Annotated in this window: 18 protein-coding genes; 8 read left to right on the top strand and 10 right to left on the bottom strand. The window is 34.1% G+C overall.

The features are described 5' to 3' along the window. Nucleotides 1-205: 205 nt before the first annotated feature. The 4 genes from L1S34_RS07005 to L1S34_RS06990 are packed head-to-tail and all read left to right on the top strand — an operon-like array spanning nt 206 to nt 2,866. Nucleotides 206-1,333, top strand: coding sequence for an SRPBCC family protein (locus tag L1S34_RS07005; RefSeq protein WP_236363399.1), 1,128 nt, complete (start codon nt 206-208; stop codon nt 1,331-1,333). Nucleotides 1,334-1,376: 43 nt separating this feature from the next. Continuing rightward, complete coding sequence (locus L1S34_RS07000; protein WP_236363398.1) at nt 1,377-1,919, top strand: RNA polymerase sigma factor; 543 nt, start codon at nt 1,377-1,379, stop codon at nt 1,917-1,919. Nucleotides 1,920-1,951: 32 nt separating this feature from the next. Continuing rightward, complete coding sequence (locus L1S34_RS06995; RefSeq protein WP_236363397.1) at nt 1,952-2,365, top strand: hypothetical protein; 414 nt, start codon at nt 1,952-1,954, stop codon at nt 2,363-2,365. 42 nt (nt 2,366-2,407) lie between these two features. Further along, nucleotides 2,408-2,866: a sensor of ECF-type sigma factor gene (locus L1S34_RS06990; RefSeq protein ID WP_166135383.1), complete on the top strand. Its 459-nt coding sequence runs from the start codon at nt 2,408-2,410 to the stop codon at nt 2,864-2,866. Nucleotides 2,867-2,927: 61 nt separating this feature from the next. Here L1S34_RS06990 and L1S34_RS06985 read toward each other — a convergent pair whose 3' ends face one another. Beyond that, nucleotides 2,928-3,983, bottom strand: a complete 1,056-nt coding sequence (locus tag L1S34_RS06985; RefSeq protein ID WP_236363396.1) for a WD40/YVTN/BNR-like repeat-containing protein — start codon at nt 3,981-3,983, stop codon at nt 2,928-2,930. 113 nt (nt 3,984-4,096) lie between these two features. On the opposite strand from L1S34_RS06985, the gene L1S34_RS06980 reads away from it, so the two are divergent. From L1S34_RS06980 to L1S34_RS06970, 3 genes are all read left to right on the top strand, one after another. Then, nucleotides 4,097-5,392 (top strand): hypothetical protein, encoded by a 1,296-nt coding sequence (locus L1S34_RS06980; protein ID WP_236363395.1) that lies wholly within the window; start codon nt 4,097-4,099, stop codon nt 5,390-5,392. Nucleotides 5,393-5,502: 110 nt separating this feature from the next. Next, the gene (locus L1S34_RS06975) at nt 5,503-7,464 is read left to right on the top strand and encodes a KUP/HAK/KT family potassium transporter (protein ID WP_166135377.1); all 1,962 of its coding nucleotides are present in this window, start codon (nt 5,503-5,505) and stop codon (nt 7,462-7,464) included. 139 nt (nt 7,465-7,603) lie between these two features. After that, entirely contained in the window at nt 7,604-8,818 is a 1,215-nt protein-coding gene (locus L1S34_RS06970; protein ID WP_236363394.1) for an RsmB/NOP family class I SAM-dependent RNA methyltransferase, read from the top strand. A gap of 89 nt (nt 8,819-8,907) precedes the next feature. Here the strand turns inward: L1S34_RS06970 and L1S34_RS06965 are convergent, their stop codons facing one another. After that, nucleotides 8,908-10,188, bottom strand: coding sequence for a dicarboxylate/amino acid:cation symporter (locus L1S34_RS06965; RefSeq protein WP_236363393.1), 1,281 nt, complete (start codon nt 10,186-10,188; stop codon nt 8,908-8,910). 98 nt (nt 10,189-10,286) lie between these two features. Continuing rightward, on the bottom strand, nt 10,287-11,345 hold the full coding sequence (gene aroC / locus L1S34_RS06960; protein WP_236363392.1) for a chorismate synthase: 1,059 nt from the start codon (nt 11,343-11,345) through the stop codon (nt 10,287-10,289). 320 nt (nt 11,346-11,665) lie between these two features. Between aroC and L1S34_RS06955 the strand changes: the two genes are divergently transcribed. Next, on the top strand, nt 11,666-12,151 hold the full coding sequence (locus L1S34_RS06955; RefSeq protein ID WP_166135365.1) for a hypothetical protein: 486 nt from the start codon (nt 11,666-11,668) through the stop codon (nt 12,149-12,151). A gap of 51 nt (nt 12,152-12,202) precedes the next feature. Here L1S34_RS06955 and L1S34_RS06950 read toward each other — a convergent pair whose 3' ends face one another. The 7 genes from L1S34_RS06950 to L1S34_RS06920 all read right to left on the bottom strand — a co-directional run bounded on the left by L1S34_RS06950 (nt 12,203) and on the right by L1S34_RS06920 (nt 18,327). Beyond that, nucleotides 12,203-12,631: a protease complex subunit PrcB family protein gene (locus L1S34_RS06950; RefSeq protein ID WP_236363391.1), complete on the bottom strand. Its 429-nt coding sequence runs from the start codon at nt 12,629-12,631 to the stop codon at nt 12,203-12,205. Between the two features lie 16 nt (nt 12,632-12,647). Then, entirely contained in the window at nt 12,648-13,781 is a 1,134-nt protein-coding gene (gene bshA / locus L1S34_RS06945; protein ID WP_236363390.1) for an N-acetyl-alpha-D-glucosaminyl L-malate synthase BshA, read from the bottom strand. A gap of 258 nt (nt 13,782-14,039) precedes the next feature. Continuing rightward, nucleotides 14,040-14,522, bottom strand: coding sequence for an ABC transporter ATPase (locus L1S34_RS06940; RefSeq protein WP_236363389.1), 483 nt, complete (start codon nt 14,520-14,522; stop codon nt 14,040-14,042). 32 nt (nt 14,523-14,554) lie between these two features. Next, on the bottom strand, nt 14,555-15,163 hold the full coding sequence (locus L1S34_RS06935; protein WP_236363388.1) for a hypothetical protein: 609 nt from the start codon (nt 15,161-15,163) through the stop codon (nt 14,555-14,557). 1 nt (nt 15,164) lies between these two features. After that, nucleotides 15,165-15,956: a (Fe-S)-binding protein gene (locus L1S34_RS06930; protein ID WP_166135353.1), complete on the bottom strand. Its 792-nt coding sequence runs from the start codon at nt 15,954-15,956 to the stop codon at nt 15,165-15,167. 66 nt (nt 15,957-16,022) lie between these two features. Then, nucleotides 16,023-17,354, bottom strand: a complete 1,332-nt coding sequence (locus L1S34_RS06925) for a (Fe-S)-binding protein (protein WP_236363387.1) — start codon at nt 17,352-17,354, stop codon at nt 16,023-16,025. 1 nt (nt 17,355) lies between these two features. Next, nucleotides 17,356-18,327, bottom strand: a complete 972-nt coding sequence (locus L1S34_RS06920; protein WP_236363386.1) for an MlaD family protein — start codon at nt 18,325-18,327, stop codon at nt 17,356-17,358. Nucleotides 18,328-18,347: the final 20 nt, after the last annotated feature.

Raw genomic sequence — 18,347 nt, 5'->3', positions numbered from 1 at the left:
AAAAGATAATTAAACATATTCAAAAAATGTCTACTATATTGTGGGCATTTTTGTGGAGTATTGCATACTACAGAACGTGCAGTTAAGTATTTTGTTTAAAGAAAACACAAAACATTGACAATAATTGTTTACCAATTCATAAAAATCTCAACCAAAAAGCAATTAAAATATCATTTGAACTTAAGCCAATTAAACCCGTATTACTATGAGAATTTTAAAATACTTGTTTCTTTTATTGCTACTCAGTTTTGTTGCAGCAACAGTTTTTGTAGCTACACAAAAGGGAAATTTTGTTGTCGAAAGAAGTCAGGTAATTCCAACTCCAAGAAATACTGTTTTTAATTATATCAACGATTTAAAAAACTGGGAAGATTTTACCTCTTGGACTATTGATCAACCCGAAACAACATTTTCATACTCACCTACAAGTGCCGGACCTGGTGCGTCGTACAGTTGGAGCAACAGCAGTAAAGCCGGAAGCATACGCAATGTAACTACAAAGGAAAATGATAGTATTGCACAAAAAATGGACTATGATGGTACTGAAACTGATGTAACGATAAAATTTAAAGACACTTTAGGAGGAACTAAAGTTACGTGGAAATCTCAAGGAAAAATGAGCTTCTCGATGAAAATTTATGCCACTTTTAATGGCGGTGCCGAAAAACTGATAGGAAGTTTATACGAAAAGAGCTTGGCAAACTTAAACAAAACCTTAAACTATGAGTTAAAAACGTTTGCCGCAACCTCAAACGGAATAGTGAAAAAAGCAGGTACTTTTTATCTAAAACAGACTATATCTACAAAAACTGCTCAGATTTATAAAAACGCTCGTATCATTATTTATAAACTAAATACGTTTTGTAAGCAAAACAATATTGAATTAAACGGAAAGCCATTTTTAATATTTCATGCCTACGACAGTTCAAAAGATGTGGCAAAAATTTCTTTTTGCGTTCCTATCAAATATCAGATCGCTACAAGCATGGGAAGTGATATTTTAGTTGATAAATTAGAAACTTTTGATGCAGTAAAAACTACTTTACTGGGTGATTATGTACACTTAAATAAGGCTTATTTAAAATCTAAAAATTACATCAACACTAATAAAATCGCTGTAGGAAACCAATTTTTAAAGCTTGAAGTACTGAATAAAAGTCGATTTGAAATTAAAAACCCATCCAAATGGGAAACTGAAATTTACATTCCAATGATGCCTAAAGTTGTTGAAATTCCGACTACCAATCCAATTGAACAGGAAACTTCAGCAACAACAACTCCAAAATCAGTTCAACCAAAAGCTGTAAAAGAACAAGACTTATCTGAATTCTAGATAACTTTTAACTAGGAAGCACTTTAAAATAAAAGAAACCATTTTGCAAGAAGAACAGGAATTTATAAACCAATTGCTCAACCCTAAAACGCAAAATGTTGCGTTTCAGCGTCTGCTTTCGGAGTATCAAAAACCTTTATACAATCACATCAGATTGATAGTTTTAAATCATGATGATGCTGATGATGTATTGCAAAATTGTTTTATAAAAATATTTCAGCATCTAAAAAACTTTAAAGGCGAAAGCAAACTTTTTTCATGGATGTATCGTATAGCTACAAACGAGGCATTAACTTTTTTGAAACAAAAGGCAAAAGCAAATCACATAACATCTGAGGCATTGCAAAACAAAACTATTGAAAATCTCGAAGCTGATGTTTTTTTTGATGGTAACGAGATGCAATTAAAGCTACAAAAAGCAATCGCGCAGTTGCCCGAAAAACAACAATTAGTTTTTAAAATGAAATATTTTGAAGAACTGAAATACGAAGAAATATCTGAAATACTCGGAACATCGGTTGGGGGTTTAAAAGCTTCCTACCATTTAGCTGTAAAAAAAATAGAGGCTTTTGTGGCCAACAATTAAACCTTTTATAAATTAAACGGTCTAAACTCATTATGAAGACATTTAAACTAGATAACGAACCGAAAATTGATGCTGGATTTACAGTTCCAGATGCTTATTTTGATACTTTTTCAAGTAAATTATTGGCTCAATTACCACCCGAAGAAACTAAAGTAATTTCATTATTCTCAAAAAGAAAAAAAGTTTTAATGATGATTGCAGCGGTTTTAGTGATGGCGTTAATGATTCCTGTTTTTTATACTTCGGATCCAATGACTGCAAAAATAGATCCTGTTGCTCTAGAAAACTACATTACCTACCAATCCTCTGTAAACCAATATGATTTACTAAATAATTTAGACGCTGAGGATTTAGAAAAAATCAACACATCGATAGTTTTAGAGGACGAAAGTATTGAAGAACACTTTTCTACAAATGCCAATCTAGAAAATTTAATCTTGGAGTAAGGCAATGCACCTCTAAATTTGTTACAATTAAAATTAATTACAATGAAATTAAAACAATTATTCCCACTACTCTTTTTAATGATTTCGCTCCAATTTTACGGACAAGGCGAAAGCATGAAAGAAAAAAGAGAGCAAATAAAAGCTTTAAAAGTTGCATTTTTCACTACTGAACTTAATTTTTCAAGTAGTGAAGCAGCCCGCTTTTGGCCAGTTTACAATGCTTACGACGATAAACAATTTGAACTAAGACATCAAAAGATGAAAAGTTATGTTCGAAGAATGAATGACGGATCTTTGGATAAAATTACTGAGAAAGAAGCTAACATTTTTTTGGCACAAATTGATGATACAGAAGAAGAACTTTTTTTAGTCCGTAAAAAATTCATGCAAAATGTTCGAACCATTTTACCTGCTATAAAAATTGTAAAATTAAAAAAGGCAGAAGAAGATTTTAACCGAAAGCTACTGCAGCAATACCGTAACAACGGATCTCGAAAGTAAAATTTTGATTATTAATTCAAAAAACACACCCTAATTTTAAAACTGGGGTGTGTGTTTTTTTTTACTGGAACTGAATTCGAATCATTTTTTGTTGACCTGCAGCAATTGCTGTCGTTCTATTTATGAATCGAATAGTATTTAAAGTTGGATCTAAAAGAAGTAATTTCCAACTTTGGCCTGAGTCATTGGAATAATACAAACCAGAAAAACCTACTGAAACCAATTCTTTACCATCACCTCCCGGCACAAATTGTACACAAGAAGCATAGCCAAACCCTTGATTCTCGGCAACCAAATTCCAAGTTTTCCCGCCGTCTAGTGTTATTGCTTTGTTACCAAAATTTTGATTTCTATTTTCGTAATCTCCACCCGCGATAAACCCTATTTCACTATCGTAAAAATCAGCAGTAAAAATTCCAGTCATCGCACGTCCTTGCACAATTGGTGTTTTGTTAACAGTCCAACTTCGTCCGCGATCAGCAGAATAAAATACCCTCGATTGTGTTCCACCTGAAACAATCCAAGTATCATTCCCTTTAACAATTATATTTGTATTGCTTGCTGCAAAAGCTGCTTCGCCTTGTTTGATGGTGGGTAAAACAGAAGCTGGAATTTTAGACCAAGTAGCACCTCCATCTCTAGTTACAATTATATTTAAGCAATCAGCTACCGGATCTCCCATTGCAATACCTTCGTTGGCATCCCAAAAACGCATGCTGTCGAAAAAAACTTTTTCATTACTTTCTTGATAAACTAGTTTAGGTACAAGAGATTTTTTTGGAATTTGATATAAAAATGCAGGATTACCCACATTTACAATAAATACAGACTTTTTATTTTGAGCGATACTTCTAAATTCTAGTGGAGCTTTACCGTTAGCAATTAATTGCTCTTTACGCTCATTTTTATTGAGATCAAATGATCCAAAACGACCTTTATCTGCAGCGTACCAGACTGTATGACCATCAATTTCAATAGCACGAATACTAATTTTATCTTTAAAGAGAGTATCAATTTTTACCGAACTAACAGTATTTTTCAATACAGTATTTTTACTTGTATTACATGCCAAACAACTTGTCAAAAGCAACAAAATCAATAGTTTATTTATCATCATAGATTTTTATTTTAAGGCTAAAATACAATTTTAAAAGAGAGCAGCAAACCTAATAAAATATATTGGCACAGTAATTGGTTCTTCAAAAAAAGAAAAACCTAAAATGATACAACATGAAAACGAAAGTTCTTTTACTTGCCTTACTGATTCCTGTTTTCAGTATTCAATTGCAAGCGCAAAATCGATCTTCTGTGCAAGCAACAAGTTCGGAAATCAGTGATAATCTAGATCTACGAGCGGTAGCTTCTATTTTTGGAGAAGCGCGCGATTTACAAGATTTTGAACGACGCCTCAACGATCCTGATGCACAAATTTCAAATCTTGACTTGAACGATGATCAAGAAGTTGATTACCTGCGCGTAATCGAAACTGTAGAAAACAGAACACACCTAATTATTGTACAAGCAGTTTTAGATCGCGATGTATACCAAGACGTTGCCACAATTGATGTTGAAAAAGATCAATACAATAAGGTACATGTACAAGTGGTTGGAGATACTTATTTGTATGGCGCCAATTACATTTATGAGCCAGTATATTACAGTACACCCGTTTTATATGCCTCTTTTTGGAGACCATCTTATAGACCTTACTGTTCAACTTGGAACTGGGGTTATTACCCAAGTTACTACAGAGCATGGAACCCATTTCCAGTTTTTAGATATAGAAATAACATCAATATTAGCTTAAATTTCAACAATAACTACAACTATGTCAATTATAGACGCAGCAACCAAGCAATAGTTTTATATAATTCGAGACGATCTAATGGTTATGAAAAACAACACCCACATTATTCATTTTCGCACAGAAACGCAACGGTTACCAACCGCTATGAATTAGATAGACAACGATCTTCACGAGGAAATGTTTCTTATGGAAACCGACGAACTAGTAGTGAAAATAGATACAATACGAATGCAAGTCGCAACACACAAGGAATAGACCGAATTGCTACACCTAGAGGATCTTCAAACGATAGGTCAACAGCAAATAGCTCGTACTCTAATCGATCAAACAGAACTACAGATGAGATTGGTCGTACCTCAAGAGTTGATGTACCAAATAGAGGTACCCGAAACTCCTACGAAACAAGGAACATGACAAGTAATCGTAGTTTCCCATCAAGAGGACAAGAAAATGGAAGTTCATCAGTTGATAGCCGCGCAGGCATTCCTAGATCAGGAAGAATCGAAAATCGCAGTTCCAGTCCTAATCGCGAGGAACGTAATTCAATAGGAGAAAGAGGTCAAAATAGAACATTTTCACAAAACAGAGTAGAAAACAGTTCTTCTAGCAGAAGCACAAATGCAACTCCTGCACCGCGCGAAAATGGCAGAGCTAACGTACCGCAACGAACAGAAAACCAAAGAAGTAATTCAGGGAGAGGCGAGAACAGAAGATCTTAGTAAAACTACCAAATTGTTAAAAACACGGCCTTCCAGCCGTGTTTTTTTTCTTAATGAGTTCTTAATTTATTTAAAAAGTGTAAATTTGAGCACTTTTATAAATATTTTTCATGAGCACTTCACACAAAGACCTCCATAGTAAATGGACATTAGGTGGATTATTAATTTCATTAGGAATCATTTACGGAGATATTGGCACATCCCCTTTGTATGTAATGAAAGCCATATTAGGCACACATCTCATCAACGCAGATATTGTTTTAGGAGGTATCTCTTGCGTATTTTGGACGTTAACTTTACAAACTACGATCAAATATGTAATTATCACTTTAAGTGCAGACAATCATGGAGAAGGCGGAATATTTGCTCTTTATGCTTTGGTCAAAAAAACTAAAATCAAATGGTTAATTGTTCCCGCAATTATCGGAGGTAGCGCCTTACTCGCTGACGGAATCATTACACCACCAATCTCGGTGTCTTCAGCAGTTGAAGGAATCAGAACGTATTATCCGGAAATAAACACTATTCCAATCGTGATCAGTATTTTGTTTGTACTATTTGCAATTCAGCAATTCGGAACAAAACTTGTTGGGAAGTTTTTTGCACCAATGATGTTCGTATGGTTTGCAATGCTTGCAACCTTAGGAGTATCTCAAATAATGTTAAACACTAGTGTTTTAAACGCAATAAATCCATACTATGCTTACCATTTACTGAGCATTCATCCTGAAGGATTTTTTGTTCTTGGATTCGTATTTTTATGTACAACTGGTGCAGAAGCATTATACTCTGATATGGGGCATTGTGGACGAAAAAACATCCGTATCAGTTGGATTTTCGTAAAAATTGCTTTAGTCCTAAACTATTTCGGACAAGGAGCATATCTAATGCAACATGAAGGTGCAACTCTTCAAAGTATTGGTGGAAAAAATGGAAATCCGTTTTACCTCATTATGCCAGATTGGTTTCAACCCATAGGAATTGTAGTAGCTACACTTGCTGCTGTAATTGCATCTCAAGCATTAATAAGTGGCTCATTTACATTGATAAATGAAGCTATGAGGCTAAATTTCTGGCCTAAAGTAAAAATCAAATATCCAACAGAATTAAAAGGACAATTATATATACCATCGATTAATTGGTTGCTATTTATTGGTTGCGTTGGCATCGTTTTGCATTTTGAAGAATCTAGCAACATGGAACATGCCTATGGTTTGGCAATTATTTTGTGTATGATCATGACTACAATTTTGCTAAATTATTACTTGATAATGAAACGTGTGCCCTTGTACTTTATCGTACCGCTAATTACTGTTTACTTGATGATTGAATTTAGTTTCTTAGCAGCAAACATCACAAAATTTGCCGAAGGTGGTTACGTAACATTATTCATTGCAATTGCACTCATTTCTGTAATGACTATTTGGTATGTGGCTAAAAAAATCAATAAGAGCTACACAAAAATCGTTAAGATTGAAGATTACAAAAAAGTACTTGTTGAGCTAAGCGCTGACCTTTCTATTCCAAAATACGCTACCCATTTGGTTTATATGACTAACGCCGGAAGAGTTGATGAAATTGAAGAAAAAGTAATGTACTCTATCTTACAAAAACGACCTAAGAGAGCCGATATCTATTGGTTTGTTCATGTGAACATTTTAACGGAACCTTACAAAACAGAATATAAAGTTACCGAAATTGTAAAAGATGATTTGTACCGCGTCGACTTTAATTTAGGTTTTAGAGAACCTACAAAAATTAATTTGATGTTTAGAGAAGTGATTCGCGACATGGTTAAAAAAGGTGAAGTAGATATTACAAGTCGTTATGAATCATTGAATAAAAACAACATCATAGGGGATTTCAAATTTGTATTATCTGAAAAATTCCTGTCTAATGACAGCGATTTAAGATGGCACGAAAAAATAGTAATGAACTCTTACTTCTTTATAAAAAAACTTAGTCTATCAGAAGAAAGAGCCTTTGGATTAGATAGTAGTTCTGTTAAAATAGAAAAATTTCCAATGGTGTTACATGCACCTGAAAACATAGGATTAACGCGAGTGAAATAATTTTTTCTCACTTATCTATTAAAAAACATTGTATTTATACGGTGTTTTTTTTTGGATAAAAATTAAAATACAATAATCGGTATTTAAAAACAATACATTAAAGTCAATAAATAGTACCTTTGCACCTCAATTATTTAAAATGAGATTACACAGAAATTTAGTTTACACTACAATAGACGCCTTAAATGCTATTTTTAACGAAGGCGAATATGCTGATAAAGTAGTAGCCCGATCCCTTAAAAAAGACAAAAGATGGGGCAGTTCAGACAGAAAATTTGTCGCTGAAACAATATACGAAATCGTTCGTTGGAAACGATTATACTCTGAAATCGCAGAGGTTAAAGAGCCTTTTGACAGAGACAACTTATGGAGAATGTTCTCTGTATGGGCAGTTTTAAGAGGTTATCCTATTCCTGATTGGCGCCAATTAGAAGGAACACCAGAAAGAAAAATTAAAGGTCGTTTTGATGAATTATCAAAAGTTCGTGCAATTAAAGAATCTATTCCAGATTGGATGGACGAATTGGGCGTAAAAGAACTTGGTGAAAAAGTTTGGGCTACTGAAATTGCAGCACAAAACCAACCTGCTCGTGTTATTTTACGTGTAAACACACTAAAAACTACTCGTGAAGCATTACGTGCTATTTTGATGGACTTGAACATTGAAACTGAAACCTTAAAGGCACAACCTGATGCTTTAGTTTTAAAAGAGAGAGCAAATGTATTTTTAACAGATGCTTTCAAGCAAGGTTTTTTTGAGGTTCAAGATGCCAATTCACAACTTGTAGCAGCCTTTTTAGATGTGAAGCCAGGAATGCGTGTTGTTGATACTTGTGCTGGTGCCGGCGGAAAAACATTACACATTGCCTCTTTGATGGAAAACAAAGGGCAATTAATTGCAATGGACTTGTACGAAAGTAAATTAAAGCAATTGAAAATTAGAGCGAAAAGAGACGGAGCGTTCAATATTGAATACCGCATTATCGATTCGACAAAAGTGATTAAAAAACTTCACGAAAGAGCAGATCGTGTATTAATTGATGCACCTTGCAGTGGTTTAGGCGTTTTAAAAAGAAACCCGGATGCAAAATGGAAACTTAAACCCGAATTTATTGATAACATTCGCAAAGTACAATCGGAAGTTTTGGAAAGCTATTCAAAAATTGTAAAACCAGGTGGGAAACTTGTTTATGCCACTTGCTCTATATTACCATCAGAAAATCAAGAGCAAGTAAAACGTTTTTTAACTACCGAAATTGGAAAGCAATTTACCTTTGTAAAAGAACACAAAATTTTAGCTTCTGAATCTGGATTTGACGGATTCTACATGGCATTGATGGAGAGAAAAGCGTAATTAATTTTTATTCGATATAAAAAAGCTCCGATTAAAATCGGAGCTTTTTTATTGCTATAAACTGAACTTGAAAAAATATTTTATTTTTTTTAAGCTTCTAATACTTCTTCTACCTCTCCATCAGCTTCCCATTTACCTACCACAGAAGTTGCAAGTGCATTCCCTAAAACATTAGTAGCACTTCGAAACATATCACAAAAGTGGTCAATTGGCAAAATCAAAGCTATTCCTTCAATTGGAATATCAAACATACCACAAGTTGCTGCTACCACTACCAAACTAGCTCTTGGAACTCCTGCAATACCTTTACTGGTAAGCATTAGCACTAACAACATAGTCATTTGTGTACCTAAATCTAAATCTATTCCGTAAGCTTGTGCAATAAAAATACTTGCAAAAGTCATATACATCATACTTCCATCAAGGTTGAATGAGTACCCTAATGGCAACATAAAAGATACGATTCTGTCTTTAACCCCAAAACGTTCTAATTCTTCGGTCAATTTAGGAAAAACAGCTTCGCTACTTGTTGTACCAAAAGCAATAATTAAAGGACTTACAATTCGTTTAAGCAAAACTGACATTCTGCTTTTTAGAAAGATAAAACCAACAGCAATTAAAACTACCCATAAAGAAGAAATCCCAATTAGAAACGATCCAAAAAACTTAAAATAAGTAATTGCTAATTCCTGAAAATCACGCACTGCAAACACGCCTGCAATAGCACCAAATACACCAATTGGAGCAAATTTCATCACATAATTAACCATTTTTAAAACTATGTGCGAGGTTTTATCAAGCGCGTTAATTACTGGCTTTACGTAATCACCAAGAGACGCTGCAGCTAAACCAAAGAAAATAGAAAAGATTACAATTTGTAAAATCTCATTCGTTGCCATTGCTTCGAAAATACTTTTGGGAACAATATGCTCAATAAAATTTTCAAATGAAATGTTTTGTGTTTTTGCTGTAACCTCTGCAACAGAGCCTAATTCAACATTTGATAAATTTAAACCAACACCAGGCTCAAGAATGTTTACAAAAAACATCCCTAGCAATAAAGATATGAATGAAGCCGTAAAAAACCATCCCATAGCTTTACCACCAATGCGACCAACCGCTTTGATATCGCCTAATTTAGCAATTCCAACAACTAGCGTTGTGAAGACTAATGGCGAGATAATCATTTGCACCAAGCGAATAAAAACAGTTGCTAAAATTTTAATTTTAGTACTAAAAGCTTGAGCAGATTCTGCATCAATATTATTATGAATAACAATTCCTAAAATGGCTCCAAGCATCATGGCTACCAAAATTTGTCCTGTCAATCCTGAAAAAAAAGATGCTTTTTTTGTGGTTGTATTGTCCATTAAAAAGTTTTAAAATTTATAAAAATAACAATGTTTTATGCTCGACCATTTAAATATTAATAAATGTAACGAAGCTTAAATTAACTGTAAAAATAGGTTTAATATATTTTATTTATCAAATAAAAATCAGCAATAACTATTGCCGCCATTGCTTCAACAATTGGAACTGCACGAGGTACCACACAAGGGTCATGACGGCCTTTACCTGTCATCTCTGTGATTTCTCCTTTGTTATCCAAAGATTCTTGTTTTTGCATGATCGTTGCTACAGGTTTGAAAGCTACATTAAAGTAAATATCCATTCCGTTACTAATTCCGCCCTGAATTCCGCCTGAACGATTGGTCTTGGTAGTACCATCAGCGTGATATAAGTCGTTGTGCTCACTGCCCTTCATTTTAGCACCTTCAAAACCACTCCCATATTCAAAACCTTTTACGGCATTGATTGATAACATTGCTTTACCTAATTCAGCATGTAGTTTATCAAAAACTGGTTCTCCTAAACCTACTGGAACGTTTTTAATAACACAAGTAACCACACCTCCTACGGTATCACCTTGCTTGCGTATGTCCTTGATGTAAGCTTCCATATCGGCAGCAGTCGACGCATCTGGGCAACGAACTGGATTATCTTCAATCGAATTAAAATCTAATTCTTGATACGGAATATCTAACGTTATTGGTCCAACTGCAGAAACAAAAGCGTGGATTTTAATTTCAGGAAGCATTTGTTTTGCAATAGCTCCTGCAACTACTCTACTAGCCGTTTCACGAGCTGAACTTCTGCCGCCACCGCGATAATCACGAAAACCATATTTTTGATCGTAAACATAATCCGCATGACTCGGGCGGTAATTATCCTTTATATGTGAATAATCATCTGATTTTTGATTGGTATTGGGAATAATAAAACCAATTGGTGTGCCCGTAGTTTTACCTTCAAAAAGACCCGATAAAAACTGTACATCATCTGGCTCTTTTCGCTGAGTGACAATTGCTGATTGTCCTGGTTTTCTGCGCGCCATTTCAGCTTGAATTGCTTCAAGATCAATGGTAATTCCTGGGGGGCATCCATCGATAATACCTCCTAACGCTTCACCATGAGATTCTCCAAAAGTTGTTAATTTAAATAAGGTTCCGTAGCTATTCCCTGCCATTGTAGTTAGTTTTTAACAAAAGTACCATTTTACTTTAAAGTTCAAAAGTTTAGTGTTTAAAGTTTTAGACCAAAGAGGACATTTATTGTTGTAAAAATTAATGAAAAGGGACTTTACAAAATCAAAAAGAGTAATAAGAAGTCCCGAATTCTATTACAACCTGTATCCGACAAAAACTGAAAATTAATAAAAAATAGTTGTAAAGTGAAGATTTGAGATTTTAAAACGACTACATTAGATTATATAAGAAATATCAAAAATGATATAAAGCATCCGCCAACTTATGATCTATCTTTGTAAAAACAAAAAAGAAACAATTTATGAAAAAGATTATTTTATCAGCGATTATGCTAATGGGGTTAGCATTTACTGCTCAAGCACAAGACATATCTAAAAATGCTTTAGGTCTACGTTTGGGTGATAATGATGGTTTTGGTGGAGAAATCTCATACCAAAGAGGCTTAGGAGACAATAATAGATTAGAGTTAGATTTGGGGTTTAGAAACAATGATAATTTTGATGCTTTTAAAGTTGCTGGACTTTACCAATGGGTATGGAATATTGACGGTGGATTCAATTGGTACGCTGGTGTTGGTGGTGGACTTGGATCTTGGAGTAACAACAGAATTGATGATAGCGGTACTTTCTTATTTGCAGCAGGTGACTTAGGAATTGAGTACAATTTTGAAGAAGCTCCAATTCAATTAGCACTTGACATCCGTCCAGAATTATATTTTAACTCTGATGGATATAGAACGGATAATTTTGGTCCTGATTTAGCTTTGAGTATTCGCTACAGATTTTAATCAATAATTGACAAAAAAAAAGGCCATTCTAAATTTAGAATGGCCTTTTTGTTATTTAAAAAGAATTGGTTTTTTTGAATTAATTTTCAAAACACAAAACGGATTTGAAATTGATTGTGTCACCATACTTCCTGGTTCTGGAGCTCGCTCTTTTACAGTTACAATAATATTTGTATCTGTTTCAACCACGTTTTCAACTCCAATAGAATAACCACCACTAGATTTTTCACCAAGGTTTAAAATTACAAAATTTGCACGTTGTACATCAGCAGCAGTAACTTTGTTTTTTAACAGCTCATCGTTTTGTAACATCGCAATTTCATTGGGAGCAGTTAAAATTTCAAAAAAACGAATGGCAGCACCACCGTTACTTTGTTGAGTTAAAATTTCGTAAAGCGAATTAGAACTTTGATTTTTTGTATTTGTAGTACCACAAGAAAAAAGAACTACTGCGATAAATGAGCCTACTAATCTTTTCATAAATCTTGGTTTTGTATTACTTGTATTTTTGAATGGCTTTTTCGTAAAGCGCTTCGTACAAAGGTAAAATATTCTTAATATCAAACTGCTGTGCCACTTGAAATGCATTGGCCTTAAAACTTGCCAAAGTAGCATCATCTTTAAGAATTTTCAAGGCATTTTGAGCCATTTCTTCAGTATTACCAACATCACTTAAGAATCCAGAAATACCCTCAAAATTCACTTCTGGTAATCCTCCCGAGTTACTTGAAATCACAGGCACACTGCAGGCCATTGCCTCAAGTGCAGCTAAACCAAAACTTTCGGTTTGCGAAGGCAACAAAAACAAATCAGTAAAACACAAAATTTTATCAATTTCATTACTGTTTCCAAAAAAGATTACTTTATCCATTATACCTAATTCTTGGCACAATTGCTCGGCTTTTTCTTTTTCAGGTCCATCACCTACCATCATCAATTTGGCAGGAATTTCTTTTTGAATATTATAAAAAACCTGAACTACATCAGGAATTCGTTTTACTTTTCTAAAATTACTAATGTGTGTTATGATGCGTTCATTTGTATTTGCCATTACTGAACGTTGGCAAGGCAAACCTCCTTCTTTAACTGTTTTTTCAAGCTCAATAAAGTTCGGGATAACTTCAATCTCATTTTTTATATTAAAAAGTTTCAAAGTATCCTCTTTTAAACTTTGAGAAACAGAAGTAACCACATCTGATTTATTGATGCTAAAAGTAACAGCTGGCTTGTAAAAAGGGTGATTTCCTACCAAAGTAATATCGGTACCGTGCAAAGTGGTAACCATAGGAATATTAATCCCTTCATCTTTTAGCATTTGCTTGGCCATGTATCCTGCGTAGGCATGCGGAATGGCATAATGTACATGCAATAATTCTATGTTGTACAATTTTACCATATCTACCAATTTGCTCGAAAGCGCTAATTCATAAGGTTGGTAATGAAACAAAGGATATTCAGGAACATTTACTTCGTGGTAATGCACATTTGGACTTAAAAGAGCCAATCGAACCGGTTGCCTATATGTAATAAAATGAATTTCATGGCCACGACGTGCCAATTCTAAACCAAGCTCTGTTGCGACAACACCGCTACCTCCAAAAGTAGGATAACAAACAATTGCAATTTTCATGTATGTAATTTAATGCTACGAATGTACTAAAATTTGAAATGGCAAGCTTAATTTAAAGTACTAAATAGCTCTTAAAAAAAGGAAAAATTACAATTTGATAACTTAAAAAACTAGCCAGTTAAAGTTCAAAAAATGGAATAATCAAAAATAAAAAAAACAGCAACTTCTATTTTATATAATAGAACGCTGCTGTATATAGCTTCTAATTTAATTTTGTTAAAATCAAATTGAGATTAAAAATTGTTGTAATAATTAAAGTTAAAAGAAACGACTGTGCCAGCTATCGGCAGCAGCTACCTCCCAAGATTCATTGAATTCTTGTACGTTATTAACCAAATTATTAAACACAATAGTATTCTCGGTAACGGCTTTATCTTTAACCATTTTTTTAAAATCAAGCAATGGTTTGTGAGCAATGTGCTCGCCCAGTTTAAAAGTTACGTTCATTTTGTCTAACAAATCAACCGAATATTTTTTTTCAAGACTTTGAATGAATTCAACTGAGGCGTCAATAGAACAGCCTGTAGCCATTTGAACGTCTTGATTTACTGCAAGAATGATAAACCTATTGTACTTTAATTGATAAGATGCTTCAAGACTTGTACCATGTGCAGCCCATTCGTTTAAGAAAGATTGAACTGCTGTTTCAATTTCAGCAAATTCCGCGTCTGAAAACTTTCTATTAGATTGGTAAATCCAAATGCGAGATTCTTCAGGTAAATTTTCAAAAGGAACGTACATAGTTATTGTTTTTATGATAGATACAGAATGATTTACTGTTTTTCTATATTGTTTATAATTTTAAAATAGCGAAATTCATTTGTTTTCACATCTAAAAGTTCTACTTCGCTGTAACCGATTTTTACTTCATTTTTAACTTTCAATTCATTGTTTGTTAATATTGAAGCTGTATCAAAATAATTAAGAACTAAAAAGCTATAGCTTCTTCCGTTTTTATCTTTAAGTTGAATAGTCAAAAATTGCTCTTTTGTAATCGCAGTAACCTGCCCAATAACAAAAAGATTCGATTTATCTTCTACTTGATCTTGCTCAGTTCTTGTAGCTACTTTACCCATCTCTAATATAATTTCAGGGCAACTATCTAACATTTTCATCGCTACTTTTTCTCCCAATCGCTCCATTGCAGCCTTATCGTCTAAGCTGATCTTTTCTCCTTCACTAAATTCTGAACTATGTAAAGAATAACTTTGAATCATGCAAAGACCAACTTGCAATTGTAACTCATTTTTGGATATTGTACTGAAATCATTTTTTTTCTTGGTGATACATTCACAAGTTTCTTTTCCCATCGTGTCATAAACATCTTGAGAAAACATAGTAGTTGAGAATATGAAAAAAGCTAAAAGAACTAGTTTCTTCATTTTATAGATCTTGTGCGTTAGCAATAAGCTCCGCAATGTCCATCACTTTTACCTCACCTTCTTTTTCTTTGTTCTTAATTCCGTCAGTCATCATCGTGTTACAAAACGGACAACCTGCAGCAATAATTTCGGGTTGTGTCTCAAGTGCATCTTCAGTTCGCTCGATATTTACCTCTTTATTTCCGTTTTCGGCATCTTTGAACATTTGCGCTCCACCTGCACCACAACACAATCCGTTTGCTTTGGAGCGTTTCATTTCCACCAATGCAGCATCCAATTTAGAAATTAACTCTCTTGGTGCTTCGTACACATTATTGGCACGACCTAAATAACAAGGATCATGAAAAGTAATACGTTTTCCTTTAAATTGACCACCTTCAATTGTCAATCTTCCATCGTCAAGCAATGATTTTAAAAATTCAGTATGATGAATTACTTCATATTGACCACCTAATTCAGGATACTCATTTTTAAGGGTATTAAAACAATGCGGACAAGCCGTAACAATTTTTTTGGCTTCATAGGCATTTAAAACCTCGATGTTCATCATGGCTTGCATTTGAAACAAAAACTCATTACCGGCTCTTTTTGCTGGATCACCAGTACAGCTTTCTTCCGTACCAAGCACTGCAAATTCTACTTTAGCACGGTTTAAAATACGTACAAAAGCTTTAGTTATTTTTTTAGCTCTATCATCAAAACTTCCTGCACAACCTACCCAAAACAAAACCTCTGGTTGTTTTCCTTGGGCCAACATTTCGGCCATTGTAGGCACTATTAAATTTTCTGACATACTCTATATATTGATAGTGTTATGGTATAATTTGAACTCAATTTATTTTTGCTTTCGCCAAAAAAACTACTCGTTTTTCCAGTTCAAACGGTCTTGTTGATTGTACTGCCATGGTGCACCATTGTTTTCAATGTTAGTCATCATAGCGTTTAGAGGCATTGGTGCAGCACTTTGTTCCATAACCAAGTAACGACGCATATCTAAAATAATAGATAAAGGACTTATGTTTACTGGACATTCTTCGACACACGCATTACATGAAGTACATGCCCACAATTCCTCAGGGGTGATGTAATCGTTTAATAATGTTTTGTTATCTGGAATAAAAATTCCTTTGTTTGCATCAATGTTTCGACCTACTTCTTCTAAACGATCTCTTGTATCCATCATAATTTTACGAGGAGACAATTTCTTTCCAGTAATATTCGCAGGGCACGATGATGTGCAACGTCCACATTCAGTACAGGTGTAGGCATTTAAAAGTTGCACCCAATTCAAATCTTGAACATCACTAGCTCCAAATTTACTCTGAACCGCATTCTCATCAACTGGTGCTGCTGCAAAAGGATCAGCATTTGGATCCATCATTAACTTCACCTCTTTAGTCACCGAAGCTAAGTTATCAAACTCGCCTTGCGGATTCAAATTAGCAAAATAGGTATTAGGAAACGCAAGCAAAATATGCAAATGCTTTGAGTAGTACAGATAGTTCATAAAAATCAAAATACCCACAATGTGCAACCACCAGAATAACTCCGAAAGCAACATTACTAACTCATTAGAAACGCCATTAAACATTGGAGCAATAAACTGACTTATCGGGAAGGATCCTGCTTTGATAAAATGCGAATAGCCACCTGGCACATTTTGTAAGTGTAAGTCAGTTGCGTTCATTAACAAAAATAGCGTCATCAATACCACCTCAAAATACAAGATGTAATTAGCATCGTTTTTTGGCCAACCTTTAAGATCGCTGCTAACAAAACGTTTCAACTTTATCACGTTTCTTCTTGTCCAAAATGCAAAAACCGCAAAAAGCACCAAACCTGCTAAAATTTCAAACGAAGCAATTAAAACATCGTAAGTAACACCGATAAAAGCAAAAACTCTGTGCGTACCAAAAAGGCCATCGATAATAATTTCGAGTAACTCAATATTGATAATCACAAAACCTACATAAACAATGATATGCAAGATTCCTGCAATAGGACGCTTTACCATTTTTGATTGCCCAAGAGCAATCATCGCCATATTGGTCCATCTTGCTTTTGGATTGTCGGTACGATCGACGTTTGTACCCAGATTGATGTTTCTCCTTAATTTTTTTACGTTATTAAAAAAATAACCAAAACCAACTGCCAATAAAACGGCAAATAAAATGTTGTCTAGATAACTCATATTATTTATTTATTTTGTCTTGAGGGATAGAATCATTTTGCGGACCTGTATAAGGCTTGTTTTTTTTTCCAAACAAAGAAATATTTACATATCGTGTAGGATACAAGCGTAAGTCTTGCAATAACAATTCTAATTCTTTCGTCGAAGCTTTAATGTTGTTATAAAAAGCTTCATCTTGCAACAATTTACCAATAGAGCCTTTACCTTCTTCAAGCTTTTTCATTATACCATCAACACGACCCAAAGTAGCATTTAAATTTTTAACCGATTTACCTAAATCAGCTTTTACCAAGGAATCCGAAATTTTAGAGAAATTACTAGAAATTTTACCAAAGTTTGATACCACACCGTTTAACTGTGATTTATTGGTGTTTAGCAACTCATTCACACTAACAGAAAGCTTGTGAAACTCCGCTACGGTTTGACTCATTTCCGATAGGGTTAGCTTTAAATCTTGCTGTCCTTTTTGATCCAAAACGTTATTAAGACCCGAAATAAGCTTATCACTGCTGCCAAGCAATTTTTCTAATTTTTCTTGTAAAGGAGCTAATTGATCGCCTACTTTGTCTGCTAGTCCCATTTTAGTAGTTGCTAACAATCGTTGTCCGTCTTCGGCTAACGTCTTGTCATTAAAATTAGGTACAATTGCAATTTGTTTTCCACCAATAAAACCCGGCTCATAAATCATGGCAGCACTTGATTTCGAAATAGGAAAATCTGTTTGTAATTGCAATTCTACCAGCAAAGCGCCTGTATTTTCATCAATTGCTATTTCATTAACCTTTCCAATTACCAACCCGTTAAGTGTAACAGGAGCAGATTTCGCTAAACCTTCAACACTTTTATATTCAACATAAAAAGTTTTATAGTTACCAAAAAGGTCTTTGCCTTTTAAAAAACTATATCCCCAAATAAACAATAATATCGATGCAATTACGAGAACTGCTGCTTTTATTTCTCTAGTTATTTTCAAAATTTCTGTATTTTGTACAA

This window comes from Flavobacterium sp. K77 (assembly GCF_021608205.1).
GTDB lineage: Bacteria > Bacteroidota > Bacteroidia > Flavobacteriales > Flavobacteriaceae > Flavobacterium > Flavobacterium turcicum.
This window is presented reverse-complemented; position numbering and strand designations above follow the sequence as displayed.

Excerpts from the sequence above, each read along its gene's own strand:
- L1S34_RS07005 (WP_236363399.1), top strand. The coding sequence starts at position 206 with ATGAGAATTTTAAAATACTTGTTTCTTTTATTGCTACTCAGTTTTGTT.
- L1S34_RS06995 (WP_236363397.1), top strand. The coding sequence starts at position 1,952 with ATGAAGACATTTAAACTAGATAACGAACCGAAAATTGATGCTGGATTT.
- L1S34_RS06990 (WP_166135383.1), top strand. The coding sequence starts at position 2,408 with ATGAAATTAAAACAATTATTCCCACTACTCTTTTTAATGATTTCGCTC.
- L1S34_RS06985 (WP_236363396.1), bottom strand. The coding sequence starts at position 3,983 with ATGATGATAAATAAACTATTGATTTTGTTGCTTTTGACAAGTTGTTTG.
- L1S34_RS06980 (WP_236363395.1), top strand. The coding sequence starts at position 4,097 with ATGAAAACGAAAGTTCTTTTACTTGCCTTACTGATTCCTGTTTTCAGT.
- L1S34_RS06975 (WP_166135377.1), top strand. The coding sequence starts at position 5,503 with ATGAGCACTTCACACAAAGACCTCCATAGTAAATGGACATTAGGTGGA.
- L1S34_RS06970 (WP_236363394.1), top strand. The coding sequence starts at position 7,604 with ATGAGATTACACAGAAATTTAGTTTACACTACAATAGACGCCTTAAAT.
- L1S34_RS06965 (WP_236363393.1), bottom strand. The coding sequence starts at position 10,188 with ATGGACAATACAACCACAAAAAAAGCATCTTTTTTTTCAGGATTGACA.
- aroC (WP_236363392.1), bottom strand. The coding sequence starts at position 11,345 with ATGGCAGGGAATAGCTACGGAACCTTATTTAAATTAACAACTTTTGGA.
- L1S34_RS06955 (WP_166135365.1), top strand. The coding sequence starts at position 11,666 with ATGAAAAAGATTATTTTATCAGCGATTATGCTAATGGGGTTAGCATTT.
- L1S34_RS06950 (WP_236363391.1), bottom strand. The coding sequence starts at position 12,631 with ATGAAAAGATTAGTAGGCTCATTTATCGCAGTAGTTCTTTTTTCTTGT.
- bshA (WP_236363390.1), bottom strand. The coding sequence starts at position 13,781 with ATGAAAATTGCAATTGTTTGTTATCCTACTTTTGGAGGTAGCGGTGTT.
- L1S34_RS06940 (WP_236363389.1), bottom strand. The coding sequence starts at position 14,522 with ATGTACGTTCCTTTTGAAAATTTACCTGAAGAATCTCGCATTTGGATT.
- L1S34_RS06935 (WP_236363388.1), bottom strand. The coding sequence starts at position 15,163 with ATGAAGAAACTAGTTCTTTTAGCTTTTTTCATATTCTCAACTACTATG.
- L1S34_RS06930 (WP_166135353.1), bottom strand. The coding sequence starts at position 15,956 with ATGTCAGAAAATTTAATAGTGCCTACAATGGCCGAAATGTTGGCCCAA.
- L1S34_RS06925 (WP_236363387.1), bottom strand. The coding sequence starts at position 17,354 with ATGAGTTATCTAGACAACATTTTATTTGCCGTTTTATTGGCAGTTGGT.